This window comes from Paraburkholderia sp. BL27I4N3, assembly GCF_003386115.1.
In the GTDB taxonomy this organism is placed as follows: Bacteria; Pseudomonadota; Gammaproteobacteria; order Burkholderiales; family Burkholderiaceae; genus Paraburkholderia.
The window spans coordinates 648565-674079 of sequence record NZ_QREJ01000001.1 but is presented as its reverse complement, the minus strand read 5'-3'; the positions used below and the strand labels follow the sequence as shown (position 1 = coordinate 674079).

The window sequence follows — 25515 nt, the reverse complement described above, 5'->3', positions numbered from 1 at the left end:
ACGGGCGCGTTTGCTGCTCAGGCGCCCTGCACGACGATCACGTGCACCCGGTACGGCCCATGCGCGCCGAGCACGATGGTCTGTTCGATATCGCCGGTACGCGAAGGCCCGGAGACGAAGTTGACCGCACGCGGCAGTTCGCCACGTTCCTTGCGGATCAGTGCGAACGCCTCTTCGTGACCTGAGACGATGCGCGAAGCCGGCACGATCGCAATGTGCGTTTCCGGCAGCAGACCGGCCGAAGCATAAGTTTCCGGCCCCGACAGCAGCACCAGCGTGCCGGTCTCGGCGGTCGCACAGAAGCAGCCGGTAAGACCGACCACGTCGCCGTCTTGCGGCTTGCGAAACTCGACGGTGAGGCCGGCTTCGGCCCAATGCAGATCTTGTAGCGTTTGCCAGGCGATGGCCTGCAGCGGCAACGCATGCTGCGCGAGATAGCGGTGCGCCGCGGCCGGCACGTCGCTCAATGCTTCAACCGAGTCCACCGTGGTCGCCATTTTTCGCGCTTCTTCAATGAAGCGCGCAACGAGGTCGGCAGGCATCTCCGGACGCGGGCCGGCAGGATGCCGCGCGAGATAGTCCGCCGCGGCCTCGCGCTCGGAAGCGGACGGCTCGGGCTCGCGCCCTTGCGCCGCGCGGATGCGCGCCAGGATGTTGCGGCGTGCAATCGATGTGTCCATGTGCGAAATCCTCGTGTCGACAGCCGTGCGATATGGCGAGAATTATACCGGCCACCCTGCGCGCGAACACCCTGGCCGAACGGTCTATTGCCGCGCATCGCACGCGCGGCATAAGCTACCGGCAGCTAGCGATGAACCGCGTTACTTCGCCGCCTCTTCCTCTGGCTGCGCAATGCCGAACACCTGGCGCAGGTAAGCGAGGTAAGCCTTGTCTTCGCACATGTTCTTGCCGGGCGAGTCCGACAGCTTCGCCACCGGCTGACCGTTGCAGCGAACCATCTTGATGACGATCTGCAGCGGGTTGTAGCCAAGGTCGTTGGTCAGATTCGTGCCCACGCCGAAGGCCAGCTTGCAGCGGCCGCGGAAGCGCTCGTAGAGTTGCAGGACTTTGGGAATGTCGAGCGCGTCGGAGAACACGAGGATCTTGGTGCGCGGGTCGCAGCGATTCGCTTCGTAGTGCTTGAGCAGGCGTTCGCCCCAGTCGAACGGATCGCCGGAATCGTGGCGCGCGCCGTCGAACAGCTTGCAGAAGTACATGTCGAAGTCGCGCAGGAACGCCTCCATGCCGTACACGTCGGAGAGCGCGATGCCCAGGTCGCCGCGGTATTCCTTGGCCCACATTTCGAAGCCGAAGATCTGCGAGTCGCGCAGCCGCGGGCCGAGCGCCTGGCACGCCTGCAGGTATTCGTGCGCCATCGTGCCGAGCGGCGTGAGGCTGTGCTTCATTGCGTAGAACACGTTACTGGTGCCGGCGAACTGCTCGCCGAGGCCTTCCTTGAGCTTGAGGATCACTTCCTCGTGCCATTGCTTCGAGAAGCGGCGCCGTGTGCCGTAGTCGGCGATCTTGCAGTCGGCGAATTCCGGACGCGCGCCGAGCAGTTGAATCTTGTCGACGAGACGCCCGCGGCCTTCGCTGTAGTCCGGCATTTGCTGGGTGTTGCGGAAGTAGACTTCGTTGACGATCGCGAGCATCGGAATCTCGAACAGGATCGTATGCAGCCACGGCCCTTTGATCTCGATATCGATTTCGCCATTGCCCTTCGGCGACGCTTCGATCGAAATGTATTTTTCGTTCAGATGGAACAGCGCGAGAAACTCGATGAAGTCGCCCTTGATGAAGCGCATGCGCCGCAGGTAGTCGAGCTCGTCGTCGGTGAAGCGCAGCTGGCAGAGCTTGCGAACTTCGTCGCGAATTTCGCCGATGTACGGCACGAGATCGACATTCGGCGTACGGCAGCGGAAGCGATACTCCACATTCGCCGCGGGAAAGTGATGCAACACCACTTGCATCATCGTGAACTTGTACAGATCGGTGTCGAGCAGCGAAGTAATAATCATGATGGTGCGAACTGGACTGCGGAAAACGGAAGGCCTGCCACGAAAGCCGACTCACCCATGCGCGACGGCACGCCCCGTGCGTACCGACCTGACGCATGTTACCCGAATGCGTCGGCATTCAGCGCGCCGCCAGACGCTCGCGCCGGGCGCTCAAGCGAGCCATGCGGCGCACGCCATAAACTAATCACGAAAACGTATAAACGGTGTCGCGCGATGCCGCATGCGCCTCTTGACGTTACGATACAATAGCGCTTTTGGCGTTTCCGCCTCCCCAGATACCGCATGCAGGAGCTGCCTGAATGACTCACGTTGTGACCGAAAGCTGCATCAAGTGCCGCTATACCGACTGTGTCGATGTGTGCCCGGTGGACTGCTTTCGCGAAGGTCCCAACTTCCTCGCGATCGACCCCGATGAATGCATCGACTGCGCCGTGTGCGTGGCCGAGTGCCCGGTGAACGCCATTTATGCCGAAGAAGACGTGCCGGGCGACCAGCAGAACTTCATCGAACTGAATGCCGATCTCGCGAAGAACTGGCCGAGCATCACCAAGACCAAGGCACCGCTGCCGGAAGCGGACGAGTTCAAGGACGTGAAGGAAAAGCTCGAGCTGCTCGTACGCTGAACCTCGCTGCCTGTGGCGTGCATCGCCGGATTCGAATGAAATCGAGATGAACACAAGGTATTGACAGGCGCTTAAGCTGCTCCTACAATTTCGTTTCTCTGCTGTTTGTTGTTCTGTTCCTCGATAGCTCAGTCGGTAGAGCGCCGGACTGTTAATCCGTAGGTCCCTGGTTCGAGCCCAGGTCGAGGAGCCAAGAATTGCAAAAGCCCGTTAACCAAGACGGGCTTTTTTATGTAGATCAAGTTGTACTGCTGTTCCTCGATAGCTCAGTCGGTAGAGCGCCGGACTGTTAATCCGTAGGTCCCTGGTTCGAGCCCAGGTCGAGGAGCCAAAAAATTTGAAAGGCCCGCATTCGTGCGGGCCTTTTCTTTTTGCGCGCCGCACGCCGCCGAACCGCGTCACCCTGACCTGGTCGATCCCCCGCTCGCGTCGCCCGAGACCGTCGGCCGTTATACGATGGCAATTCCCGGCGCACGCCCGCGCCCAACCCAGGCGCTCAATTTCCGGCAAGCACATTCCATGAAACCCACTTTGTTGCGCATCTCGCTTGCGGCGGCTGCCGCCCTCCTGCTGCCGTCGGCGCACGGCGAAGAAGTCGGCAGCGTCAATACCAATTTCCGCGTCACGGGTTCCGACCGCGTGGTCGTCGAGGCCTATGACGATCCAGCGGTTCAGGGTGTGACCTGCTACGTGTCGCGGGCACGTACCGGCGGCGTCAAGGGTACGCTCGGCATCGCCGAAGACCCCACCGAGGCGTCGATCGCCTGTCGCCAGGTCGGCGAGATTCACTTCACGGGCCCGGTGAAGAAACAGGCCGACGTGTTCTCGGTGAGCATGTCGTTCATCTTCAAGTCGCTGCATGTGGTGCGGGTGGTCGACGCGAAGCGCAACTCGCTGGTGTATCTCACCTACAGCGACCGGGTGGTCAGCGGCAGCGCGAAGAACAGCGTGAGCGCCGTGCCGATGCCGGCCGGAACGACGATCCCGGTCAAGTGAACGCCGCCCTACGGCAAAACGCAGTCGGCCGGCACGTCGGCGCGTGACGCGGCAGGGTCGCGACGCGCTACACTGACCGGCCCAGCTGGAATTTCATCGTGACATCCGCCCATCGTTTCCAGGATTCCGCCCGCTACTGGCGCACGCCGCTTCTACCCGGCGCGGACCTGCTCACGGCCGAATATCACGATCACGAGTTCACGCCGCATTGGCACGATGCGTACACGATCCCGGTGATCGTGGCGGGCGCCGAGGGGTATCGCTATCTCGGCTCCGACTATGTCGCCGAAGCCGGCAGCGTACCGATCATCAACCCCGGTGAGTTGCACACCGGCTCGAAGGCGGTCGAGGCGGGTTGGCGGTATCGCGTGATGTATGCGCCGGTGGATTTCATCCACGCCCTTGCCAATGAGGTCAGCGGCAGGCCTCAGGCGTTGCCGTGGTTTGCGCCGGGTGTGATCCGCGATCCGGATCTGGCCGCGCGGCTGGCGCATGCGCATCGTCTGCTGGAGGCGGGCGACGACGCGCTTGCCGCCGAAGCCGCCATGCTCGACGCCTTGTCCACGCTGCTGGTGCGTTACGCGCAAACCCAACCGGCGCGTTCGCGCCTCCCCACCGACGACGCTCGCGTGACGCTCATGCAGGAGCGCCTGACAGGCGACCTCGTCGAGCCCGTCACGCTCGCTGAAGTGGCCCAGGTAGCGGGACTCTCGCCGTTCCACGCGGCGCGTCTTTTCACCCAGACGACCGGCCTGCCGCCCCACGCGTGGCGCAATCAGGTGCGCTTGCAGCGCGCGCTCGCGCCACTGCGCGCGGGAGTTTCCGTCACGGAGGTCGCCGCCGCCAGCGGTTTCACGGACCAGAGCCACTTCACGCGACACTTCCGGCGCATGTTCGGCGTACCTCCCGGGCGCTGGCAAGGCGTCTGACGCGGCGCGGGTGCGTGCGTTGCCGGCGAGTTGCGCGTCCTGCTGCCTCAAGCACTCCAGCCGCACCGCAAGACGCAAGTGGGTGCTCTTGCCCACAACCTGCTTGCCCGGCTGCCCCGACAAATCCATGTGCTCGCCAGTACGCGACCGGTTGCCGCCTACGCGCTGCGGCCCTGACCAATCCAACCGCCAGACACGATGCCAGCGTCTACATTACTGGCGACCCGGCGTGCCATCTTATTTGCTCATTCCGGCGGCATGACATGGCCTGGCGCGCGCCGCCGCATCGAACCATTGGCCATCCGCAAGAACGTACAAGCCCCGTCCAGCCACCGCCGCTATGCTTCCCGAATCAAGGAGGCCAGATTGACCCATCCCACCGCAGGCCGGCCCACAAACCCAGGCCATTTCAAAGAGTTCACCGCCGGCGCGCGCGACATCATCCCGATGATGGTCGGCGCGGCGCCTTTTGGCGTCATTTTCGGCACGCTCGTCGCATCCGGCCCGCTGCATCTATGGCATGGCCAGTTGATGTCGCTCGTCGTGTTCGCCGGCTCCGCGCAGTTCATCGCGCTCGGCCTGATTGCCGGACATGCGAGTTTTGCCGTCGTGTGGGCGACCACGCTCGTCGTCAATCTGCGCCATGTGCTGTACAGCGCCACGCTCGCGCCGCACGTCGCGCATCTGCCGGCACGCTGGCGCTGGGCGCTCGGTGCGCTGCTCACGGACGAAGTCTTCGCCGTCGCGTGGGAACACTACCGGCATCGGGAGCCCGGCACGGTCGGCCCGCACTACTTCTTCGGCGCCGGCCTGGCCATGTATCTGAACTGGCAGCTCTGGACCGTAGGCGGCCTGCTGTTCGGCGCGGCGTTCCCGGGCCTGCAATCGCTCGGCCTCGATTTCGCGATGGTGGCCACGTTCATCGCGATCGTCGTGCCGCAACTCGTCGCGCTGCGCTATATCGCGGCGGCCATCACCTCGGGCATGCTGGCCTTCTTCTGGCAGGCGTGGCCGTACAAGCTCGGTTTGCTTGGCGCGGTGTTCGCGGGCGTGGCGATCGGCGTCCTGCTGTCGACGTCGCGGCCCAACCTGCGCGGCAACGGCAAAACCGCGGAGGCATCGCGATGAACTACGTCGTCCTGATTCTCGGCATGGCGGCGATCACGTGGGTGATCCGCGCCGCCGTCTTCGTGCTCGGCGACCGGCTGGTATTTCCGCCGCTGGTGCGCACGGCGCTCGGCTTCGTGCCGGTCACCGTGCTGACTGCGATCATCGTGCCGATGACGGTTGCACCGCACGGCGGCGACGCCGAGCTGACCTGGCGTAATCCGCAACTGGTCGGCGCGCTGGCCGCGGTGCTTGTCAGCGCGTCGACGCGGCGGCCGCTGCTGACCATCGCCGTCGGGCTGACGGTCTTTTTTGTCTGGCAATGCGTCGTGCTGAAATAGACCCACGCCGCTTTCAAGGCAGCGACAGCGTCGGCCGGCCCGCGCCACGCCCGCGCAAGCCAGGCGACGCTTCCCTCTAAAGCGGACGCTCCCACCCCGCGCTCCCTTAAGTTTCCCGCCGATCCGCCGTTATGCAGTCGAGGTCCGCTCGTCGGGATACGTCCCGCTGGTTGTGCGGCATCAGGCAGGAATCAAGCGCGCCGGCATCGAACGCCGCGTCTCTCAGGGCCCGCGCGGCCCGGCGGCGTGGCGAGGCCGCGCGGCAGGACCAAACGGGATAACACATGGGTCAAATCACCCTCACGCTCAAAGACGAGACCATCGCGACGCTGCGCAAGGATTTCGATGCTTTCCTGCGGGTATCGCTGAAGCTCGATCCGCAGTTCGCGACGCCGTCGTTTGAGGATTTTTTGCGCGCCAAGCTGCTCGACAACATGGTGCCGCTGACCGAACACGCGGTTCAGCGGATGTTGCAGGGCGGCCAGTACGCCTGGGCGAAACGCACACTGGACAAGGAGTTTCCGGATGTCGTCGCGATTCTGATGCGGCAGGCGGGCGAGTTCGGCTTCGGCTTCGCGGCCCGCTCGGAATGGACGCCGGAGGAACTCGCCAAGCAGTGTCGCGACTGGGCGGCGGCCATCGTCAAGGAAGCGGAAGGCGACGCCGTGCTGATCGACCCGCTCGCGGCGCAGATCAAGAGCGCGGCGCAGGACATCCAGGCGCTCGAGGAAGTCATGCAGACGCCGGCGTGGCGGCTGGTGGAATCGCTGCGTCAGCGTGTCTACGAGGCCAAGGTGGCGTGCGAAACGAGCGTGGGCAGCACCGCACGTGAAAAGCTCGGCGAGCTGCGCGGGCTGCTGCGGCTGGGTATTTCGCACGGTTCGTTCCAGAAGCAGGAAGCGCAGCAGATCATGGAGTTCCTGCGCCTGCTCAAGCCGGAAATCTTCGTGGAGGAGCCGTACGACGTGTTTTCGCGGATGGCAGCCTGGCTGCGTAATTTCTTCGTGCCGCCGCGTCCGGCGCCGCAGCAACAGCAGCGGCAGTCGCAGCCGCGCTGAGGCTAAAGAGTCCAGGAAGCCACCACTGAGTCGGTAGCCAACGGCGGGATCAGATGCGCGGCATCAAAGCGCGTCGTCGCGCTCTCAATCCCACATCTTCCTGAGTTTCGCGCCGATCTCGATCTTCGCCTGCGCCGCCGCGGCCAGCCCGGCCGCAGTGGGCGCGCTCGGAACCGGGACGCGCGGCCATGCATAGGCATCGAACAATGGCATCAGATGCGCGGGAATGAAGCGCGTGCGCGAGGCCCACACGTGACGGTCGCCCATGTGCGTCTGGTTGTGCACGTAAAAGCGCTGCGGCACGACGATATGCAGGTCCTCTTTCGCGCGCGTCATCGCCACATAGAGCAGACGGCGCTCCTCGTCGATTTCCTCCTCGCTGCCGGTGCCGAGATCGGACGGAATGCAACCGTCCACGCCGTTCAGCACGAACACGTTGCGCCACTCCTGCCCTTTTGCCGAATGGATGGTGGACAGGATCAGATAATCCTCGTCGATCAGCGGCACGCCGGATTCGTCGCTGGTGGCGTCGGGCGGGTCGAGCGTCAACTCGGTCAGAAACCGTTCACGCGACGGATACGTGCCCGCGATGCTCTCCATCTGCAACACGTCCGCGTGACGGATCGCCGCGTCCTCGTGATTGCGCTCGAGATGCGGCTCATACCAGCGGCGCACCATTTCGAACTCGGCGGGCCACGGTGTCTGGCGCCCGTAGACGCTCGACATCAGCTTGACGAACGGATGCCAGTCTTCCTGCGCCCGAGCCGGCGCGGCGAAGGCGGCCAGCGCGCCGCCGGCGGTGTCGGCGGGGTTGCCGCTGCCCGCGCGCGCGACGACCTCGTCGAGCACTTTTGCCGCGGTCGCGGGTCCCACGCCCGGCAGTAACTGCACGACGCGAAACCCGGCCACGCGATCACGCGGATTTTCGGCCCAACGCAGCACGGCAAGCACGTCTTTCACGTGCACCGAATCGAGAAACTTCAGCCCGCCGAACTTCACGAACGGAATGTTGCGCCGGGTCAGTTCGATCTCCAGCGCGGCGCTGTGGTGCGCGGCGCGGAACAGCACCGCTTGCGACTTGAGTTTCATGCCCTGCTCGCGCGCTTCCAGCACCTGCTCGACGATGTAGCTTGCCTGATCCGCCTCATCGGCGACGGTCACGAGACGCGGGCGCTGCGCGGAGGCCTTGTCGGTCCACAGATTCTTCGTGTAGCGCTCGCTGGCCAATTCGATCACCGCGTTCGACGCCGCCAGGATCGGCGCGCTCGAGCGGTAATTGCGCTCCAGCGTGACCTGTTTGGCGGGCGGATCGAAATGCGCGGGAAAATCGAGAATGTTGCGCACGGTCGCGCCGCGAAACGAATAGATCGACTGGGCGTCGTCGCCGACCACGGTCAGGCCGCGGCCGTCCGGTTTCAACGCGAGCAGGATCGACGCCTGCAGGCGGTTGGTGTCCTGATATTCGTCGACCAGTACATGATCGAAGCGTCCCGACAGGTCGGCGGCGATGGCCGGCTCGGCGGCCATGTGCGACCAGTAGAGCAGCAGGTCGTCGTAGTCGAGCACGCTTTGCTTCTGCTTCGCTTCGACGTAAGACGCGAACAGCATGCGTAGATCGGCCTCCCATTCGCGACACCACGGGAATGCCTTGTCCAGCACCTGGCCGAGCGACGCGCCGGTGTTCACGACGCGCGAGTAAATGGCAAAGCACGTGCCCTTGGCCGGGAAACGCCGCTCTTTCGCCGACAGGCCGAGTTCGTGGCGCACGAGGTTCATGAGATCGGCGGAATCCTCGCGGTCGTTGATCGTGAAGGCTGGCGCAAGACCGATCAGATCCGCGTATTCGCGCAACAACCGCGCGCCGACGCTATGGAACGTACCCGACCACGTCAGCCCTTGCGCGAGCGCGGCTCGTGAACCGAGCGCCGCGCCGGCGATGCGCGTGACGCGCCGGGTCATTTCGAGCGCCGCACGGCGCGAAAAGGTCAGCAGCAGGATGCGGCGCGGATCGGCGCCCTTTACCACCAGATTGGCGACCCGGTGCGCAAGCGTATTGGTCTTGCCGGAGCCGGCGCCGGCAATCACCAGCAGCGCGCCGGGCGGTGCGGCTGGCGTGTCGGCGCCGTAGTCGACGGCTTCGCGCTGCGCGTCGTTGAGCTTCGCCAGCCAGGCGGCAGTGTCGGACGTCGGGGACGGCGAGGAAGGCGCGGGTTCGGCGACTGGGAGCACGATTGTTTAGGCGTTGGAAGGATTCAGAGCGGCGACGCATACTGTATATCCATACAACCCACGCCGACAAGCGACCCTTTTTTAGCCGGATGCGAGGTCTGCATTTCATGTGGGCCGCGCGGGCGAACGCGAGCACAAAAAATGGCCCATCGCACGAGTGCACACGGGCCATTTTTCGAAGGCACGACATCGAGACGTCCGCGCGCCCCGCGCCGGCCAGAGGCGCGAAGTCTGCTATTGCTTCTTCGCGTCTTTCACGTTTGCGTCGGCGGCGGCCTTATCGGCGTCGGCCTGCGCATCCGTCTTCTTCTGGTCGGCCTTGGCCTGCGCGACGGAAGCTTTCTTGTCCGCCTTCGATTGTTCCTTGGCCGCCTTCTTGTCGGCGTGGGTAGCCGGCGCCGCAGCCGGATCGCTAGCCTGCGCGAATGCAGCGGACGAGAGGCAGCCCGCGATCAACGCGGCGACAAGCGTGGTCTTCGTGGAATGGGCGATGCTCATGCGATACCTCCGTTGAAACGAGATGCCCGGACTCAACAGTCCGGCAACGCAGCGGCCGCGGCGGCAAACCGCGCCGCCCCGCCGCTCGCTCGAAACTCAGCCTCAATGCTTGACGTCGGTGCCGTCCGACTGGTCGCCCGTCTGCCCTTGCATGTTCATCTTCATTTCGTTGTTTGCGGTCTGCTTATCCGCCTTCTGATTGATCTTGGCGTCGCGCACCTGCTCCTTGTACTGGAGCTTGGCGGCCTTCTGCTGATCCTTCAGCTCCGCCTTGGATGCCTTCTTCGAGGCGCGATATTCGGCGTTAGCCTTCGCGTTGGCGTCGCGCTTCTGCACCAGCGGGTCGGTCGAGCCCGACGCCGTCAGACGCGTCGGCGCCGGCGTCACCGGCTGCACGCCCTGCGCGGCGGGCGCCGCGTCATTGCCTTGCATCTGAACCTGCGGCTGGCCTTGCGCGCCCGCTGCCGGTTGCGCGGTCTGTGCGAACGCGGCTGTGGAAGCAAGGGCCGTAATGGCAGTACCGATCAGAAGCGTACGAATCTGGGTCATGGCTAATCCTCTCTAAGGTTGTTGTGACGCGGGCAACCGGTCCGGCTCTGCGCATTTCAGCGCTTATGGAGCGCGGTCTGCGTGCCTCGCCCGGTCTGCTCGCTGCCAGATAAAAATCCAGCAGGCTTTCCCTACTGACCTGCACTTTACGAGTGGAGTTTGTGTTTTACGACCACCGTTACGGAACGTTTCACTTTCTGACAAACGCATAACATCTGCTTGCAGATGCTCACATGACGGCGGCGCGCACCGCGAACTTCATCCAGGGCAAGCTTCTGGCTTATGATGCGAACCCTTTGCCTGAAGGTGCAAACGCCATGCCCAACCTCGATTTCACGCTTACCGGCGACTACGTCGAACTGCACAATCTCCTGAAGATAACGGGACTGGCGGACAGCGGCGGCTCGGCAAAAATGATGGTGGCGGACGGTGCGGTTACCGTCGACGGGCGGGTCGAAACGCGTAAAACGTGCAAGATCCGCGCGGGTCAGGTCGTCCTGCTCGGCGACACGCGGATTGCGGTCCACGAGGCCTGATACACCGGCTAACCGGCGAAGCTAATAAGCGGAGCTAAAACACGGGCCTGCCACCCCGCGGTCCGAAAACTTGGAGGAACGTGCGCACCAAAATCGTGCCTCTTCCATCGACATCGCCGCGCCTAAGCAATAAGCTGTCAGTTTCAACAGACCAACAATCGGCTGACACACCGGCCGGCGGCTGCCTCGAGCGTCCGCCGAGGCTCATCGAGCCGCTGCCCTCGCCACCGTCCGCGCGCTCGTCGCGCCCGCCGTCGCGTTGTCGCCACTTCCGCCGCCAGGCGCTCCATGACTCAATCCGGCATCACCCGGGTGGCCACCCGGCCGCCGACCCTGACCCGCCACGCTGCGGACACCGCGCGGCTCGCCGCGCCGCTCGCCATCGCGCAACTTTCGCAAATGGCGATGGGCGTCACCGACACGATCCTGCTCGGCTCGCTCGGCCCCGACGCGCTCGCGGCCGGCGGCCTCGGCGCGAATCTGTTTTTCGTGGTGGTCACGCTGCTCCAGGGCGTGTTGACCTCGGTCAGCGTGAGCGTGTCGCACGCACGCGGCGCCCAGGACGAAGGCCGCGTGCCGCACATCTACTGGACCGGCCTGGTGCTGTCGGTGCTGCTGTCGGTGCCGGCGTTCTTCCTGCTCTCGTTCGCCACACCGGTCCTGCTCGCCTTCGGCGAACCCGCGCTGCTTGCGCACAACGTCGGCGAATATGCGGCGGTGCTGCGCTGGGGCGCGCTCGGCAGCCTGATCGGCGTGGGCCTGATGCGTTCGTTCCTGCCGGCGATCGGCGCGGCGAAGCGGCTCTTGTGGGTGTCGCTGGCAAGCGTCGGCGTGAACGGTTTTCTCAATTACGGCCTGATCCACGGCGCCTATGGCCTGCCGCGGCTCGGCTTTCTCGGTTCGGCGGCCGCGACCTCGATCACCGTGTGGCTGAGCGCGCTCGTGTTGATGGCGCTGTTGCACCTGCGCCCGCGTTATCGCCATTTCGTCGTCGCCACCCGGCCGAACGTGCCGCTGATGGGCGAATTATTCGGCATCGGATGGCCGGTCGCGATCACCTACGGCGTCGAGTCGACGCTCTTTCTCGCCACCGGCCTGATGGTCGGCCTGCTCGGCGAGTCGCAACTGGCCGCGCATCAGATCGCGCTGAATGTGGCCTCGGTGGCCTTCATGGTGCCGCTCGCGATCGGTCAGGCGGCCAACGTCCGCGTCGGCTTCTGGTCCGGCGCCGGCCAGCCGCTCGCCGCGCGCCACGCCGGTTTCGTCGCGCTCGCGCTCGGCGTCGCCTTCATGACGCTGTCGGGTCTCGTGCTGATCGCCGCGCCGCACTGGATCGTCGGCCTCTATCTGCATCTCGACGATCCGGCCAATGCGGCCACGGTCAAACTCGCGAGCTCGCTGCTCGGCGTGGCGGCAATCTTCCAGATTGTCGATGGCATGCAGACGGTCGGCTCCGGCTGTCTGCGCGGCTTGAAAGACACACGTGTGCCGATGATCGCCGCCGCCTTCGGCTACTGGGTGATCGGTTTTCCGACCGGCTACACGCTGGCGTTTCACTACGGCCTCGGCGCGCGCGGGTTGTGGTGGGGGCTAGCGGCCGGCCTCGCCAGCGTCGCGCTGCTGATGACGCTGCGCTTCCACAAACTGAGCCTGCGGCGCATGCCGGCAACGTCCGGCGGGTCGCCGGTGAAACCCGTTTGACGTTGGGTTGGAAGCGCGTGCTGGCCGCGCCAGGTGGAACGATGCGCACCTGGTTGCGCGTGCAACCATAGACGCACGTGCAATGCGCCGCGAACGGTAAAATATCGTGTTCCGGCTGAGAGACGCGCACCCGCGCCCCACGCCAGAAACCCGCTCGCGCGCCTCAAAAAGGCCAGCGCCGCCCGAAGGCCCATCATCCGCCGACAAGGCTTGCCGCATTCACGCGGCAGACTCCCGCAAGCGCGCCACCGCCGGTGGCGCGCCGCTCGACCAACCCTGCTTCTCGCGATAAAACATAATCAAGGACCACCCGTCATGCTCGCCCGCGTCACCCGTCTTTTCCCGCTCTGGGCCGTGCTCGTTTCGATTGCCGCGTACTTCTCGCCCGCCTCGTTCGCCGGCGTCGCGCCGCATGTCACCACGCTGCTGACGATCATCATGCTGGCGATGGGCGTCACCCTCTCCGTGGCCGATTTCCAGCGCGTCTTCACGCGGCCCGCGCCGGTCATCGCCGGCATCGTGCTGCACTATCTCGTCATGCCGCTTGCCGCCTGGGTGATCGCCAAGGCGCTGCGCATGCCGCCCGATCTCACCGCCGGCATGGTGCTGGTGGGCAGCGTGGCAAGCGGCACGGCGTCGAACGTGATGATCTATCTGGCGCGCGGCGACGTCGCGTTGTCAGTCACGATCAGCGCGCTGTCGACGCTCGTCGGTGTCTTCGCGACGCCGCTGCTCACGCGTCTGTATGTGGACGCGTCGATCGCCGTCGACGTGCACGGCATGCTGATGAGCATTCTGCAAATCGTCGCGTTGCCGATCGTGGTTGGCCTGATCGTCAATCATCTGTTCGGCAAGTTCGTGCGCAAGATCGAACCGATCCTGCCGCTGATCTCCATGGTCGCGATCGTGCTGATCATCGGCGCGGTGGTGGGCGGCACGCAAAAGAGCATCGCGTCGGTCGGCCTCGTGGTGATGCTGGGCGTGGTGATGCATAACGGGATCGGTTTGCTCGGCGGCTACTGGGGCGGCCGTCTGCTTGGTTTTGACGAAGCCGTGTGCCGCACGCTCGCAATCGAAGTGGGCATGCAGAACTCGGGCCTCGCCGCGACGCTCGGCAAGCTCTATTTCACGCCGATCGCGGCCTTGCCCGGCGCGCTGTTTTCGGTGTGGCACAACCTGTCGGGCTCGCTGCTCGCGGGGTACTGGGCAGGACGTCCCGCGAAAGGTTCGACGCATGTGGACGGCGGAGAAGTGTTGAACGCCGAACGCGGATAACAGGCGAGCCGCGCGCGTCGCACCTGTCACGGCCCGATGCGCGCGGCCTGCACGATCGGCGTTCAATCACAGTTTCTGCGGTTGTCTCCATGACGTAACCGCAAAGCCCGCAACGCGCGTGCTTCAAGGCGAAAACGCGCCGCCGCGCCCATCTGCAAGATCAAAAGCCCATCAGCCTGATTCCCCTTAGAATGGATTTCTCGGCAGCGTGAGCCGTTCGCCCGCTGCCGCCATGACAAGTCTGCAAACTAGGGGAAAAGCGTGCCGTCGCATCAAGATCAAAGCCGGGCCGCACTGCAACGCATAGGCGAGTCCGGCATGCCTCAAAGAAAATCCGCCTTGGGGACAACGAGACATTTCTTCCTTCTGTGCTGCGCAACGGCATTTTTGACTGCCTGCGCGAGCCGACCGCCCGCCACCGCATTCGACCGTCAGGTCACCCACGCACTCCCCGCCACGGAAACGACACCGCTGCACACGGCGCTCGCGCCGCTCGAAGCCGCGCATCCGGATCAATCCGGTTTCCGTGTGCTCGCAAGCGGCACCGACGCCTTGCAGATGCGCATCGCGCTCGCGCGCGCCGCGACCAAAACCCTCGACATGCAGTACTACATCGCCAACGAGGACACCACCGGCAAGCTGCTGCTCGGTGCCGCGCTTTATGCGGCCGACCACGGCGTGCGGGTGCGCATGCTGGTCGACGATCTGAACTTCAAGGACATCGACCGCGTGATGGCGGGCCTGAACTCGCACGACAACATCGAGATTCGCGTGTTCAACCCGTTCGGCAGCGCGCAACAAGGCGTATTCGAACGCACGACCAACGTGTTCACGCAGATCGGCCATTTCACGCGCCGCATGCATAACAAGGCGATGATCGCGGACAACCAGATCGCGATCGTGGGCGGCCGCAATCTCGGCGACGAATATTTCAGCGCGAGCGAAACGCTGCAGTTCCGCGATCTCGACGTGCTGGCCGCCGGCCCGATCACCGCCGACATCTCCGCCAGTTTCGACGACTACTGGAACAGCAGCATTGCCTATCCGTTGCGCGTGCTGAACAAGCAGAAGTTCGACGCGAAGGAACTGGACCAGACGCGCGACGACCTGCGTCAGCACTGGCGCACCAACGCCGATCCGTACAACGCCAAGCCGCTGAACGCGACGCCGCTCGCCGCGCAGATCGCCAACAATCAGCTCGGCTTGACCTGGGCGCCGGCCGAGTTCAAAGCGGACTTGCCGGAGAAGATCGTGCATCCGTCGCCGGATTATGTGAGTCCGCCCATGGAGCGGCTCGGCGAATTGATGCGCGACGCGCAGAAGGACTTCCTGATCATTTCGCCCTACTTCGTGCCGCACGATTCGGGCGTCAAGGCGGCCGGCGAACTGACGCATCGCGGCGTTCGCATCGCCGTGCTGACCAATTCGCTCGCCGCCACCGACGCGGTCGCCGTGCAGGCGGGCTATAGCCCGTTTCGCGTGCCGCTGCTGAAACAGGGCATCGAGTTATACGAATTCAAGCCGCAGCAGGACACGCCGACCGCGGGCGTTGCCGGCTCGCGTTCGCGCGCCAGTCTGCACGCGAAAACCTATGTGATCGACCGCAAGATTCTGGTGATCGGCTCGATGAATCTCGACCCGCGTTCGGCCAATCTGAACACCGAACTGGCGCTGGTGATTCACAGTCCGCCGCTCGCCGAACAGGTCGCGGGAATTTTCGAGCGCGCCACCGGGCCCGAGGAAAGCTATCGCGTCACGCTCGCGGACGACGCGCAACTCGCCTACCTGCGCTCGATCGGCGCGCCGCTCTCGCCGCTCGTGTGGACCGACGTCGAAAACGGCGCGCGCCGCACCTACATTTTCGATCCGCAGGCCGGCTTGTACCGGAATGCGCTAACAGGTCTATTCTCCTTATTGCCCGTCAACGCAGAACTTTGATCAGCGGAGTGGAACATGACTGAAGACGTACGAATGGAGCGCGACACATTCGGCGAAATCGCCGTGCCGAACGCGCGTCTGTGGGGCGCGCAGACCCAGCGCTCGCTGCAGAATTTCCGCATTTCGACCGAGAAGCAATCGCCCGAACTGATCACCGCGCTGGCCGTGATCAAGCGCGCCGCCGCCGAAGTCAACCTGGGCCTCGGCGTGCTCGACGAAAGCAAGGCGAAGGCGATCATGCAGGCCGCCGACGAGATCATCGAGGGCAAGCATCCGGATGAATTTCCGCTCGCCGTATGGCAGACCGGCTCCGGCACGCAGACCAATATGAACCTCAACGAGGTGATCGCGAATCGCGCCAGCGAGCTGCTCGGCGGCGAGCGCGGCGAAGCGCGCAAAGTGCATCCGAACGACGACGTGAATCGCGGGCAATCGTCGAACGACGTGTTTCCGACCGCCATGCACGTGGCCGCGGCGTATGCGATCGTCAAACATCTGCTGCCGGCGCTGAAGACACTGCGCGACACGCTCGACGGCAAGGCGAAGGCGTTCGCCGGTATCGTCAAGATTGGCCGCACGCACTTGCAGGACGCCACGCCGCTCACGCTCGGCCAGGAGTTTTCCGGCTACGTCGCGCAACTCGATCATGGCAGTCGTCACGTGGAATCGGCGCTGCCGCATCTTTACGAGCTGGCGCAGGGCGGCACCGCGGTCGGCACCGGTTTGAACGCGCATCCGCAGTTCGCGGACAAGGTGGCGGCCGCGATCGGCAAGCTGACCGGTTTGCCGTTCGTATCGGCGCCGAACAAATTCGAAGTGATGGCCGCGGCCGATGCGCTTGTGTTCGCGCACGGCGGGCTGAAGACTGTGGCGGCGAGCCTGAACAAGATCGCCAACGACGTCCGCTGGCTGGCAAGCGGCCCGCGCTGCGGCCTCGGCGAACTGTCGATTCCGGAGAACGAGCCGGGCAGCTCGATCATGCCGGGCAAGGTCAATCCAACCCAGTCAGAAGCGCTGACGATGCTGTGCGCGCAGGTGTTCGGCAACGACGTCGCGGTGAATATCGGCGGCGCGAGCGGCAACTTCGAGTTGAACGTGTTCCGGCCGATGATTGCGCACAACGTGCTGCAATCGGTGCGTCTGCTCGCCGATGGCGCGCGCAGTTTCAACGACAACTGCGCGGTCGGCATCGAACCGAATCGCGAACGCATCGAGACCTTGCTCAACGAATCGCTGATGCTGGTGACGGCGCTCAATCCGCACATCGGCTACGACAAGGCCGCGAAGATCGCCAAGAAGGCGCACAAGGAAGGCACCACGCTGAAGGCCGCGGCGTTGGCGCTCGGTTTCGTCACCGAGCAGCAATTCGATGAATGGGTGCAGCCGAAGGATATGGTCGGCAATTCGGCGAGTTAAGCGAATGCCTGTGATCACGCGCGGGGCGGCTGGCCTGGCGGGCCGCGTGCTTCGCCGAGCAGCATGATTCAAAACGACAGCAGTCCGCGCGGATTTTTCAGCTTCGCGCGGCCCGCGAGCGGCGCCTTCAGGCGTCGCTTAAACCTTCCCCTGCGCCACCTCTTCCGGCTTCAGTTCGACGATCGCGTCGAGCGCTTCCTTCACGTCCATCGCGTACCTGGCGAGGCGCTTCTGTTCATCCGTCTCCGGTACGAAGGCCGGCACGGGCACCGGCTGACCGTTCTCGTTGACGGCGACCATCACGATCAGGCAATCCGTGGTTTGCAGCAGTTCGCCGCCTTTCGGGTCGCCCGCATGCACCGAAACATGAATGTGCATGCTGGTGCGGCCCGTGGCCACCACCCGGGCGCGCAGCTCGACCAGGTTACCGACGAGAATCGGCCGGCGAAAGCGAATATTGCCCACGCTGACCGTCACGCAATATCGACCGGACCACACCGCCGAGCACGCGTACGCGGTTTCGTCGATCCACTTCATCAGCGCGCCGCCGTGCACCTTGCCGCCGAAGTTGACCGAGCTCGGCTCGGCCAGAAAGCGGAAAGTGGTTTCGGAACGGTCCAGCGGCGCTGCGGAAGGGTTGCTCATCTTGACTCCGGTCAATCGGATGCATTGAAAGGAAGCGATTATACGAGCGCAATATTGACCCGTCGTGGCTGGGCTTGCAGCGCACGGGAAAAGTCCGGCGGGAGCGCGAGTTTTGCTTCCGGGGAGCTTTCGCTGCGGTTGCGCGTTCAACCCGCCCCGGCAATCTCGGAGGCGGCTTCGGAAACGGCCGAGGTTTGCGGCGCGGCCGCCGACATGAAGCGCTCGCGATAATCGAGCGGCAGCACGCCGAAACGCCGCAGAAAAGCCCGTCGCAAGTTCTGTTCGCTGCCGAATCCGCAGTCGAGCGCAATCCGCTTGAGCGGCCGGCGCGATTCGGCGAGCGCGCGCGAAGCCGCCTCCAGCCGCAGCGCCGAGACGGTTTTAGCCGGCGTGCGGCCGACCTCGTCGACATAGCGCCGGGCGAAGGTGCGCGGGCTCATCCCGGTTCGTTCAGCGAGCCGCTCGACCGACAGGTCGTCGCGCAAATGCGCCGTCATCCAACTATGCAGCGCCTCGAACGGTCCGTTCGCCGAGGCCTGCGCCGCCAGCGCCGCGCTGTACTGCGACTGGCCGCCGGGCCGCTTCATGAAGACCACCAGCCGCCGCGCCGCCTGCATCGCGACCGCGTGGCCGACGTCCTCCTCGATCAGCGCCAGCGCCAGATCGATGCCCGCCGTCACGCCCGCCGAGGTCCAGACGACGCCATCGCCTTCGCCGCGCCCGGCATCGCGGATAAAGATCGGATCGGCATCCACGTGGACGCTGGGAAACCGCTGCGCAAGGCGCGGCGCGTCGCGCCAATGCGTGGTCGCGCGACGGCCGTCGAGCAGGCCCGCCGCCGCCAGATAGAAGGCGCCGGTGCACACCGAGCACACGCGCCGCGCACGCGGCGCATGGCGCCGGATCCACGCGACGAGTTCCGGCTGCAGCGTGCAGTGTTCGTCAACGGGGACGCCGGGAACGATCAGGGTGTCGATCGGTTGATCGTCGAGTGAATCGAGCCGTTCGGTGACGATGGGCAAACCCGGGAAGGTCTGCAAGATGCCGCCGTCGATCGAGGCCACTGTCGTGCGGTAGGCAACGGGTTGCGGCACGCGGCGACTGGGGCTGGGTGAACTGGCTGCACTAGCCGCGCTGTACGGATTAGCCGCGTCGTCCGAACTAGCCGAGTCAGCTGCACCGGCCGAATTGGCCGAACTGATCGATACACGCGTTCGGCCCGCGTCGCGGCCGACTCCCTTGTCGCTGTCCACGGCTTGGGCGACTCCAGCGCCGGCCGTCCCGGCGACCGTCAACTCCGCACGCCAGAACGCCTCCAGCGGTCCGCAGGCGTCGAGCAGCACCAGATCCGGTGCGACCGCGAACACGATATGACGCACCGCCATCAGGACACCTCCGCCATTAGCTGCCGCTTGCGCGACCACGCGTACCCGAGCGTGGCCAGCGCCGCCGCCGCGAGCAGCGGAAATATCGCGGCATTGATCGTCCCCCAGCCGAAACGGGCCAGCAACTGACCCGCAAACAGCGAACCCAGCGCGGAAAACGCGAACGTCGTGAACTCGCTGGTGGCCTGCGTCTTGGCCCGCTCCGACGGCCGGTACGATTGCGCGAGCAGCGTCGACCCGCCGACAAACATGAAATTCCAGCCCACGCCGAGACAGGCGAGCGCCGCATAGAAATGCGGCAGATCGGTCGAACGCAAGGCGAGTACGCCGCACAGCGCAGACAGCGCAATGCCCGCGCCGATCACCCGCAGCACGCCGAAATGCTTGATCAGCCGCGCGGAAAAGAGCGACGGCGCGAACATGCCGACCAGGTGCCACTGGATGATCTGCGCGCCGTCGCCGATCGTGTGGCCGCAGGCGACTGCGGCGATCGGCGTCGCGGTCATCACGAACATCATCACGGCGTAGCCGAGCGCGTTGTTGGCGAGCGCCGCCGCGAAGATCGGCTGCCGCACGATCTCGCCGAGCGGCCGCGCCGCCTCGTGAGTTGCCGCTGTGCTCGCGATGGGCGCCTTATCGCGATACAGCAGTGTCAGCAACGCAATCGATAAAAGCCCGAAGCCCGTGACCAGCGCATACGAACCCGCGAATGCGACCGGCGCCAGCCAGTCCTTGCTCCACGCGGCAAGCAATGGTCCGCAGACGGCGGCCACCACGCCGCCCGCCAGCACGGTCGAAATCGCGCGGCTTTTGTCGTCGATGCCGACCGCGTCGGCGGCGGCGAGACGGTAGTACTGCGCGAACGCCTGGAACACGCCAACTGTCGCTGTACCGGCGCAGAAAGCCCAGAAACTCTGATGAAAGATCGCCCATACGGACACCGCGCCGCCGAGCGCGCCGACGCCCGCGCCGAGCACGAAGCCGGCACGCCGGCCGACGCGCGCCATCAGGAACGACGCGAAGATAGTCGTCAGCGCGGCGGCGACGGTGATCAGCGAGACCGGCAGCGTGGCGAGCGCTTTATCGTCGGCGAGTGTGTAACCGACCAGACCGGTCAGCGTCAGATCGATCGATACCGATGACGTGTACAGCGCCTGGCACACGGCCAGCACGCGCGCGGCGCGCCGGTCGTGCGGATCGGTCTCGCGCAGGCCGGCTGAATGGGCGGGGACGGTGGAAGCGGCGGACGGTGGCATCGAGAGGTCCAAGGCGGCGGAAGTGAGATGACCCGATCGTCACATGAATGCCGGTGGCAGAGATGCCAATGGTGCATCAATTTCTGCCACGCGTGATCAGTGGCCGGCCGCTCGCCTATTTGCGGACCGAGATTCCTTCGTCGATTGTGCCGTACATCGTGATGCTGCCGGTGCCCGCGCTTGAGCCTGACGCGCCGCCGCCCTGCGCACATGCGCCGAGCAGCAATGCCGCGGCAACGACGGCAAGGAGAGTTTTCATGGCTGCGTGTTTCCTGCTAGGACAGGCTTCGATTCTAGCCTGGCGGTCTTGGGCGGCACCGAAGCGCGGCTCGCGGGCCAACACCCAACCCGCTACCCGCTACCCGCCTGCCAGGTTTTCGTGGCTGCTGCATCCGACACTTCACGCTAAGCTGAAACATCGAATCGCGCAGGCCGATACAGTGACCTACATGGCGCGACAAAGGCGCCGCACTCCAGAGACGTCAGATGCCTGCCACCTTCGCAGACGAACAGAACCAGAACCATTTCCCCGGCTTGAGCCGCATCGGCGCACTGCTCGCCGATCCCGGCCGCGCCGCCATGCTGTGGGCGTTGATGGACGGCAGCGCTCGTCCGGCCGGTGAGCTGACGATGATCGCGGGGCTTTCGCCGTCGGCGGCCAGCGCCCATCTCGCGCGCCTGACCGACGGCGGCCTGCTCGCGCTCGAAGTGCGCGGCCGGCATCGCTATTTCCGGATCGCGTCGCCGGATATCGCCGCGTCGATCGAAGCGCTCGCCAACGTCGCGCAAGTCAGCGCGCCGCAGCGTCCCGTGCCGCGCCCCGCGCGCACCGTGCCGCTCGACATGCGCTACGCGCGCACCTGCTACGACCACATGGCCGGCGAATTGTCGGTGCGCGTGTTCGAGCGGTTGGTCGAAGGCGGTCTGCTGACGCTGCATGGCACGTCGCTGGAAGCGACCGCCGACGGCATTGCCTGCCTCGCCGACTGGGGCATCGACACGTCGGCCCAGAAAAGCCGGCGCCGGCGCTTTGCCTGCACCTGCCCCGACTGGAGCGAACGGCGTCCGCATCTGGGCGGCGCCCTCGGCGCAGCACTGCTCGATTCGTGGACGTCGCACGGCTGGGTCGAGCGCACCGAGCGGCCGCGAATTCTGCGCATCACGCCCGCTGGGCATCGTCATTTCGACGCGTTTCTCGCCGCGTGATGCGCACCTGAGTGCGTGACGCGGTTACAGGAAATCGGCAACCAGCTTACGAATCGCCTTATCGAGACCTTTTGTTACACGCTGGTGAGGCGGCCTTACAAAAGTGGGGGTCTTGAAACAAACGCCGCGGGTACAGTGACTGCACGGATGCCGCACAATGCCGCGTCCGTCGGAGCCAAATCATGAGAACAGTCATCCCACACCGCTATTCGAACCGCCGCGTTATCGGCTATACGCTGATCGCAGCCGCCACCTTCCTGCTGGCAGGCCAGGCCACCTTTGCTCAGGAAATCGAACAGGCGCCGCAGAGCGCCGCCGCCGCGCAGAACACCGATCCGCCTGGCCGCGTCGCGCGTCTGAACTACACGGCGGGCGCCGTGACCACCGAACCGGCCGGCGCCACCGACTGGTCGTACGCCCAGGTCAATCGCCCGCTCACCACCGGCGACCAGTTGTGGAACGATCAGAACGCGCGCTCGGAGTTGCACATCGGCTCGACCGCGGTGCGCCTCGGACCGTCCACCAGCCTCGATCTGCTCAACCTCGACGACAACAGCGCGCAACTCAAAGTCGCGCAAGGCACGTTGACGGCGCGCGTGCGCGAGCTCGCACCGGGCTCGTCCTACGAGATCGATACGCCCAATCTCGCGCTCGGCCTGAACGGCCCCGGCGACTATCGCGTCGATGTCGCACCCGACGGCAGCAGCACGACCGTCACCGTGCGCAGCGGCGGCGCCACGGTATACGGCGACGGCGGCCAGGTGCCGCTCGCGGCCGGCCAGCAGATCCGCTTTGGCGGCACCAACCTGCAACAGCTCGCCGACAATGGCGCGCCTGGCCTCGACGCCTTCGACCAATGGGCGGCCGGCCGCGACGCCGCGGAAGACCGCTCGGTGTCGGCGCGCTACGTGTCGCGCGACATTCCCGGCTACCAGGACCTCGACGCCAACGGCACGTGGCAAAGCTCGCCGCAATACGGCGAAGTCTGGGTGCCGCGCGGCACGCCCGCCGGCTGGGCGCCGTATCGCGACGGCCACTGGGTGTGGCAGGCGCCGTGGGGCTGGACCTGGGTCGACGACGCGCCATGGGGCTTCGCGCCCTACCACTACGGCCGTTGGGCTCAGGTCGACGACTCGTGGGCGTGGGTGCCGGGACCGGTCGCGGTCAGCGAGCCGCCCGTCTACGCGCCGGCCCTCGTTGCCTTCGTGGGCGGCGGTGGCGGCGGCGTGAACTGGGGGGTGGATCTGGCGATCGGCGGAGCGGTCGCCGCCGGCGTCGCGTGGTTCCCGCTTGGGCCAGGCGAGCCGTGGCATCCGCATTGGGGCGGTCACGATCACTGGAGTCCCGGCTACTACAACCGCGTCAACCGGACGACGATCGTCAACAACTACAACCGCAACGTGAATGTGACCAACATTCACAACACATACATCAACTACCGCGCGCCGGGCGCCGTGACCGCAGTGCCGGCGACGGCCTTCGTGCACGGACAGCCGGTTGGGCGCTTCGCCCAGAAGGTCGATCCGCGGCAATGGCGCAACGCACAGATCAACCCGGGCGGTCCGGGCATCGCGCCGGTGCGGGAGAGTTTCGGGCCGGGCCAGCGCAACGCGAATTACCGGCCGCCGGCGGCGGTGACGACGCGTCCGGTGGTGGCGACACGTAGTCCGGTGATGCCGGCGGCCTACCACGACAGCCTCGCGCAGCGTTTCGCGCAAAGCGGCGGACGGGTGCCGGGCGGCGGTCAGCCTATCGTGCGGACCTCGGTGCCGGCGCACATGGCGGGCGGACCGGGCGCGCTGCCGGTGCAGAACGTGCGGGTCGTGCAATCGCATATCGCCGGACGTGCGCCGGGGATGGCAGCCGGTGCGCCGGGTGGACCGAATGGAATGCAGCAGCGGCCGGGCGAAGCACCGCGTGGCGCAGAGCAGCAAGCGCGGCCGGGCATGCCGCCGCAGATGGCCAACCAGCGGCCGCAGGCTGGCGAGGCGGGTCATCCGTCGAACGGTGTGCCGCGTCCGCCGCAAGCGAACAGCGGCAATCCGGCGGGGATTGCACAGCAGCAGCAGCGGGGTATGCCGCCGCAGGCGGGCCAGCAGCCGGGCGCGAACCCGGGTTTAAACGAGCGTCACGAGCCGGCCTGGACCCAGCCGCACACGCCGATGGCGCAGCAAGCCCAGCAGCACGGCGGCCCGCAGCCGCAGACAGGACGGCCGGAGTTCGCGGCGCAACAACCCGGCGCGCAGCAGCACGGCGCGCCGCGTCCTGCGGAGAATCCGGCGGCCCAACAGCAACAGCAGCAGGCGCGTCAGCAGGAGACTCGCCCGCAACCGCAACCGCCGCAGCAGCAGGCCCAACCGCAGCGTCAGCCTGAGCCGCGGGCGCCACGTCCGGCAGAAATTCAGGCACAGCAACAGCCGCATCAGCAGCAGGCGCAGCAGCAACCCCGGCCGGAGTTCCATCCGCAGCCGCAGCCTCAACAGCAGCCGCGCCAGCAGCAGGTGCAACAGCAGCCCCGGCCGGAGTTTCATCCGCAACCGCAACAGCAACCGCGTCAGGAGCCGCGTCCGCAGCAGGCGCAGCAGCCGCGTCCTCAGGCACAGCCGCAGCACGGCGACCAGCATTCGGGCGGCGGCAACCACGACGAGCATCGCAAAGGCTGAGCGCCTCCCGCCGGCGGGTTGGCACGGAGCGTAAAAAAACCGCCGCGATTCGCATCGCGGCGGTTTTTCTTTATGCGAATGGGCAGCTTTCCGACCCGCCCGAGGATCAAACAGCCATCGGTGCCGTGAGCGGCTCATGATGCCGGTAGCCGACCAGCGAGAAATCCGACGGCTCGATCTTCTCGAGCCATTCCGGCTCGTACACGCCGGTTTTCGCATACTCCGGCACGCGCTCCGAGATCGCAAAGGCCGGGCTTTCGTACGGTTCGCGCTTGAGCTGCTGCTGCAACATGTCGAGCTGGTTCTCGTAGATGTGCGCGTCGCCGATGAAATAGGTGAACCAGCGCGGCGTGTAACCCGTCAGTCGTCCGACCAGATGCAGCAACGCCGCGCCTTCGGTCAGATTGAACGGCGTGCCGAGTCCGATGTCATTACTGCGAATGTACAGGCACAGCGAAATCTCCTTGGTCACCGCATTGGGCAGGAACTGATACAGCAGGTGGCAAGCCGGCAACGCGATCTGGTCGAGCACAGCGGGGTTCCACGCATGAAACAGAATGCGCCGGTCCGCCGGGTTTTGCATGATCGTGTCCAGACATTGGCGCAACTGGTCGATCGCCTTATACAGCAGGATTTTGTTGCTGCCGTCTTCCTCGAATTCGGTCACCACCTGGAAGCCGCGTGCGGTCGCGTCGGCCAGCTGCGCGCCCGCGTTCGCGTCCAGCACCTTGTAGGCCGGCCACTGGCGCCACTGCACGCCATATACGTCGCCGAGGTCGTCCGGACCCTGGCGATACGGATTGGCGAGCCATTGCGGATTCTGGTTCGCGTTCGCGTCCCACACCTTGCAGCCGAGATCGCGGAAATCCGCGGCGCTGCGCGAGGCGCGCAGGAACCCGACCAGTTCGCCCACCGCCGATTTGAACGCCAGTTTCTTCGTGGTGACCGCCGGAAAACCTTGCTGAAGGTCGAAGCGCAACATCGCGCCCGGCATGCTGATGGTGCGGATGCCAGTGCGATTCTCCTGCCACGTGCCGGTGTCGAGAATCGTGCGGACGAGGTCGAGGTATTGTTTCATTCGGGTTCCTTCGAGGCGCGTGCGGGTCGATCCGGGCGCCACGGAGATTGAGCGGAAAACCCGATTTT

General features: G+C 65.4%; 23 protein-coding genes and 2 tRNA genes. 15 read left to right on the top strand and 10 right to left on the bottom strand.

What is annotated here, in order from left to right; all coding sequences use genetic code 11:
* Positions 1–17: 17 nt before the first annotated feature.
* Together B0G71_RS03090 and pncB are read right to left on the bottom strand one after the other, a co-directional pair.
* The gene (locus B0G71_RS03090; protein ID WP_116139671.1) at positions 18–680 is read right to left on the bottom strand and encodes a lactate utilization protein C; all 663 of its coding nucleotides are present in this window, start codon (positions 678–680) and stop codon (positions 18–20) included.
* Positions 681–821: 141 nt separating this feature from the next.
* Entirely contained in the window at positions 822–2018 is a 1197-nt protein-coding gene (gene pncB, locus B0G71_RS03085; protein WP_116117991.1) for a nicotinate phosphoribosyltransferase, read from the bottom strand.
* A 299-nt stretch (positions 2019–2317) separates the two neighbouring features.
* Between pncB and fdxA the strand changes: the two genes are divergently transcribed.
* The 8 genes from fdxA to B0G71_RS03045 all read left to right on the top strand — a co-directional run bounded on the left by fdxA (position 2318) and on the right by B0G71_RS03045 (position 7072).
* The gene (gene fdxA, locus B0G71_RS03080; protein WP_064268471.1) at positions 2318–2641 is read left to right on the top strand and encodes a ferredoxin FdxA; all 324 of its coding nucleotides are present in this window, start codon (positions 2318–2320) and stop codon (positions 2639–2641) included.
* 117 nt (positions 2642–2758) lie between these two features.
* A tRNA-Asn gene (locus B0G71_RS03075) sits at positions 2759–2834 on the top strand.
* 62 nt (positions 2835–2896) lie between these two features.
* Positions 2897–2972: transfer RNA gene (locus B0G71_RS03070), tRNA-Asn, on the top strand.
* Between the two features lie 188 nt (positions 2973–3160).
* On the top strand, positions 3161–3637 hold the full coding sequence (locus B0G71_RS03065; protein WP_116148296.1) for a CreA family protein: 477 nt from the start codon (positions 3161–3163) through the stop codon (positions 3635–3637).
* Between the two features lie 98 nt (positions 3638–3735).
* Entirely contained in the window at positions 3736–4566 is an 831-nt protein-coding gene (locus tag B0G71_RS03060; RefSeq protein ID WP_116139669.1) for an AraC family transcriptional regulator, read from the top strand.
* Positions 4567–4932: 366 nt separating this feature from the next.
* Complete coding sequence (locus B0G71_RS03055) at positions 4933–5694, top strand: AzlC family ABC transporter permease (protein WP_116148294.1); 762 nt, start codon at positions 4933–4935, stop codon at positions 5692–5694.
* Entirely contained in the window at positions 5691–6014 is a 324-nt protein-coding gene (locus B0G71_RS03050; protein WP_116139667.1) for an AzlD domain-containing protein, read from the top strand. The genes B0G71_RS03055 and B0G71_RS03050 overlap by 4 nt, the downstream gene beginning before the upstream one ends.
* A gap of 284 nt (positions 6015–6298) precedes the next feature.
* A complete protein-coding gene (locus B0G71_RS03045) occupies positions 6299–7072 on the top strand; it encodes a DUF4088 family protein (RefSeq protein WP_116117995.1) in 774 nt (257 codons plus the stop codon).
* A gap of 84 nt (positions 7073–7156) precedes the next feature.
* On the opposite strand, the gene B0G71_RS03040 is transcribed toward B0G71_RS03045, so the two are convergent.
* The 3 genes from B0G71_RS03040 to B0G71_RS03030 all read right to left on the bottom strand — a co-directional run bounded on the left by B0G71_RS03040 (position 7157) and on the right by B0G71_RS03030 (position 10348).
* Positions 7157–9301: an ATP-dependent helicase gene (locus B0G71_RS03040; RefSeq protein WP_116139665.1), complete on the bottom strand. Its 2145-nt coding sequence runs from the start codon at positions 9299–9301 to the stop codon at positions 7157–7159.
* A 234-nt stretch (positions 9302–9535) separates the two neighbouring features.
* On the bottom strand, positions 9536–9799 hold the full coding sequence (locus B0G71_RS03035) for a hypothetical protein (protein ID WP_116139663.1): 264 nt from the start codon (positions 9797–9799) through the stop codon (positions 9536–9538).
* A gap of 102 nt (positions 9800–9901) precedes the next feature.
* The gene (locus B0G71_RS03030) at positions 9902–10348 is read right to left on the bottom strand and encodes a hypothetical protein (RefSeq protein ID WP_116139661.1); all 447 of its coding nucleotides are present in this window, start codon (positions 10346–10348) and stop codon (positions 9902–9904) included.
* Positions 10349–10665: 317 nt separating this feature from the next.
* On the opposite strand from B0G71_RS03030, the gene B0G71_RS03025 reads away from it, so the two are divergent.
* From B0G71_RS03025 to fumC, 5 genes are all read left to right on the top strand, one after another.
* A complete protein-coding gene (locus tag B0G71_RS03025; RefSeq protein WP_011489423.1) occupies positions 10666–10884 on the top strand; it encodes an RNA-binding S4 domain-containing protein in 219 nt (72 codons plus the stop codon).
* A 288-nt stretch (positions 10885–11172) separates the two neighbouring features.
* Complete coding sequence (locus tag B0G71_RS03020; protein ID WP_116139659.1) at positions 11173–12585, top strand: MATE family efflux transporter; 1413 nt, start codon at positions 11173–11175, stop codon at positions 12583–12585.
* A gap of 315 nt (positions 12586–12900) precedes the next feature.
* Entirely contained in the window at positions 12901–13860 is a 960-nt protein-coding gene (locus B0G71_RS03015) for a bile acid:sodium symporter family protein (protein WP_116139657.1), read from the top strand.
* 318 nt (positions 13861–14178) lie between these two features.
* Complete coding sequence (locus B0G71_RS03010) at positions 14179–15798, top strand: phospholipase D family protein (protein ID WP_116148292.1); 1620 nt, start codon at positions 14179–14181, stop codon at positions 15796–15798.
* A 15-nt stretch (positions 15799–15813) separates the two neighbouring features.
* Positions 15814–17214: a class II fumarate hydratase gene (gene fumC / locus B0G71_RS03005; protein ID WP_116139655.1), complete on the top strand. Its 1401-nt coding sequence runs from the start codon at positions 15814–15816 to the stop codon at positions 17212–17214.
* Positions 17215–17352: 138 nt separating this feature from the next.
* Here fumC and B0G71_RS03000 read toward each other — a convergent pair whose 3' ends face one another.
* The 4 genes from B0G71_RS03000 to B0G71_RS41210 form a co-directional block, all read right to left on the bottom strand.
* Positions 17353–17859 (bottom strand): acyl-CoA thioesterase, encoded by a 507-nt coding sequence (locus B0G71_RS03000; protein WP_116139653.1) that lies wholly within the window; start codon positions 17857–17859, stop codon positions 17353–17355.
* A 146-nt stretch (positions 17860–18005) separates the two neighbouring features.
* Positions 18006–19244, bottom strand: a complete 1239-nt coding sequence (locus tag B0G71_RS02995; protein ID WP_116139651.1) for a GlxA family transcriptional regulator — start codon at positions 19242–19244, stop codon at positions 18006–18008.
* Positions 19244–20500, bottom strand: a complete 1257-nt coding sequence (locus tag B0G71_RS02990) for an MFS transporter (protein ID WP_116148291.1) — start codon at positions 20498–20500, stop codon at positions 19244–19246. The genes B0G71_RS02995 and B0G71_RS02990 overlap by 1 nt, the downstream gene beginning before the upstream one ends.
* 115 nt (positions 20501–20615) lie before the next feature.
* Positions 20616–20759: a hypothetical protein gene (locus B0G71_RS41210; RefSeq protein WP_181916704.1), complete on the bottom strand. Its 144-nt coding sequence runs from the start codon at positions 20757–20759 to the stop codon at positions 20616–20618.
* 227 nt (positions 20760–20986) lie between these two features.
* Between B0G71_RS41210 and B0G71_RS02985 the strand changes: the two genes are divergently transcribed.
* Positions 20987–21706: a helix-turn-helix transcriptional regulator gene (locus tag B0G71_RS02985; protein ID WP_116139649.1), complete on the top strand. Its 720-nt coding sequence runs from the start codon at positions 20987–20989 to the stop codon at positions 21704–21706.
* Between the two features lie 182 nt (positions 21707–21888).
* Positions 21889–24369, top strand: coding sequence for a DUF6600 domain-containing protein (locus B0G71_RS02980; protein ID WP_116139647.1), 2481 nt, complete (start codon positions 21889–21891; stop codon positions 24367–24369).
* A gap of 106 nt (positions 24370–24475) precedes the next feature.
* Here B0G71_RS02980 and B0G71_RS02975 read toward each other — a convergent pair whose 3' ends face one another.
* Complete coding sequence (locus B0G71_RS02975; RefSeq protein WP_116139646.1) at positions 24476–25447, bottom strand: thymidylate synthase; 972 nt, start codon at positions 25445–25447, stop codon at positions 24476–24478.
* Positions 25448–25515: the final 68 nt, after the last annotated feature.

Bases quoted from the DNA above. Each gene is read 5' to 3' on its own strand.
- B0G71_RS41210 (WP_181916704.1), bottom strand. From the start codon at position 20,759: ATGAAAACTCTCCTTGCCGTCGTTGCCGCGGCATTGCTGCTCGGCGCA.
- B0G71_RS02985 (WP_116139649.1), top strand. From the start codon at position 20,987: ATGCCTGCCACCTTCGCAGACGAACAGAACCAGAACCATTTCCCCGGC.
- B0G71_RS02980 (WP_116139647.1), top strand. From the start codon at position 21,889: ATGAGAACAGTCATCCCACACCGCTATTCGAACCGCCGCGTTATCGGC.
- B0G71_RS03050 (WP_116139667.1), top strand. From the start codon at position 5,691: ATGAACTACGTCGTCCTGATTCTCGGCATGGCGGCGATCACGTGGGTG.
- B0G71_RS03090 (WP_116139671.1), bottom strand. From the start codon at position 680: ATGGACACATCGATTGCACGCCGCAACATCCTGGCGCGCATCCGCGCG.
- B0G71_RS03025 (WP_011489423.1), top strand. From the start codon at position 10,666: ATGCCCAACCTCGATTTCACGCTTACCGGCGACTACGTCGAACTGCAC.
- fumC (WP_116139655.1), top strand. From the start codon at position 15,814: ATGACTGAAGACGTACGAATGGAGCGCGACACATTCGGCGAAATCGCC.
- B0G71_RS03035 (WP_116139663.1), bottom strand. From the start codon at position 9,799: ATGAGCATCGCCCATTCCACGAAGACCACGCTTGTCGCCGCGTTGATC.
- B0G71_RS03030 (WP_116139661.1), bottom strand. From the start codon at position 10,348: ATGACCCAGATTCGTACGCTTCTGATCGGTACTGCCATTACGGCCCTT.
- B0G71_RS03020 (WP_116139659.1), top strand. From the start codon at position 11,173: ATGACTCAATCCGGCATCACCCGGGTGGCCACCCGGCCGCCGACCCTG.
- B0G71_RS02990 (WP_116148291.1), bottom strand. From the start codon at position 20,500: ATGCCACCGTCCGCCGCTTCCACCGTCCCCGCCCATTCAGCCGGCCTG.
- B0G71_RS03065 (WP_116148296.1), top strand. From the start codon at position 3,161: ATGAAACCCACTTTGTTGCGCATCTCGCTTGCGGCGGCTGCCGCCCTC.
- B0G71_RS03010 (WP_116148292.1), top strand. From the start codon at position 14,179: ATGCCTCAAAGAAAATCCGCCTTGGGGACAACGAGACATTTCTTCCTT.
- B0G71_RS03045 (WP_116117995.1), top strand. From the start codon at position 6,299: ATGGGTCAAATCACCCTCACGCTCAAAGACGAGACCATCGCGACGCTG.
- B0G71_RS03000 (WP_116139653.1), bottom strand. From the start codon at position 17,859: ATGAGCAACCCTTCCGCAGCGCCGCTGGACCGTTCCGAAACCACTTTC.
- pncB (WP_116117991.1), bottom strand. From the start codon at position 2,018: ATGATTATTACTTCGCTGCTCGACACCGATCTGTACAAGTTCACGATG.
- B0G71_RS02975 (WP_116139646.1), bottom strand. From the start codon at position 25,447: ATGAAACAATACCTCGACCTCGTCCGCACGATTCTCGACACCGGCACG.
- fdxA (WP_064268471.1), top strand. From the start codon at position 2,318: ATGACTCACGTTGTGACCGAAAGCTGCATCAAGTGCCGCTATACCGAC.
- B0G71_RS03015 (WP_116139657.1), top strand. From the start codon at position 12,901: ATGCTCGCCCGCGTCACCCGTCTTTTCCCGCTCTGGGCCGTGCTCGTT.
- B0G71_RS02995 (WP_116139651.1), bottom strand. From the start codon at position 19,244: ATGGCGGTGCGTCATATCGTGTTCGCGGTCGCACCGGATCTGGTGCTG.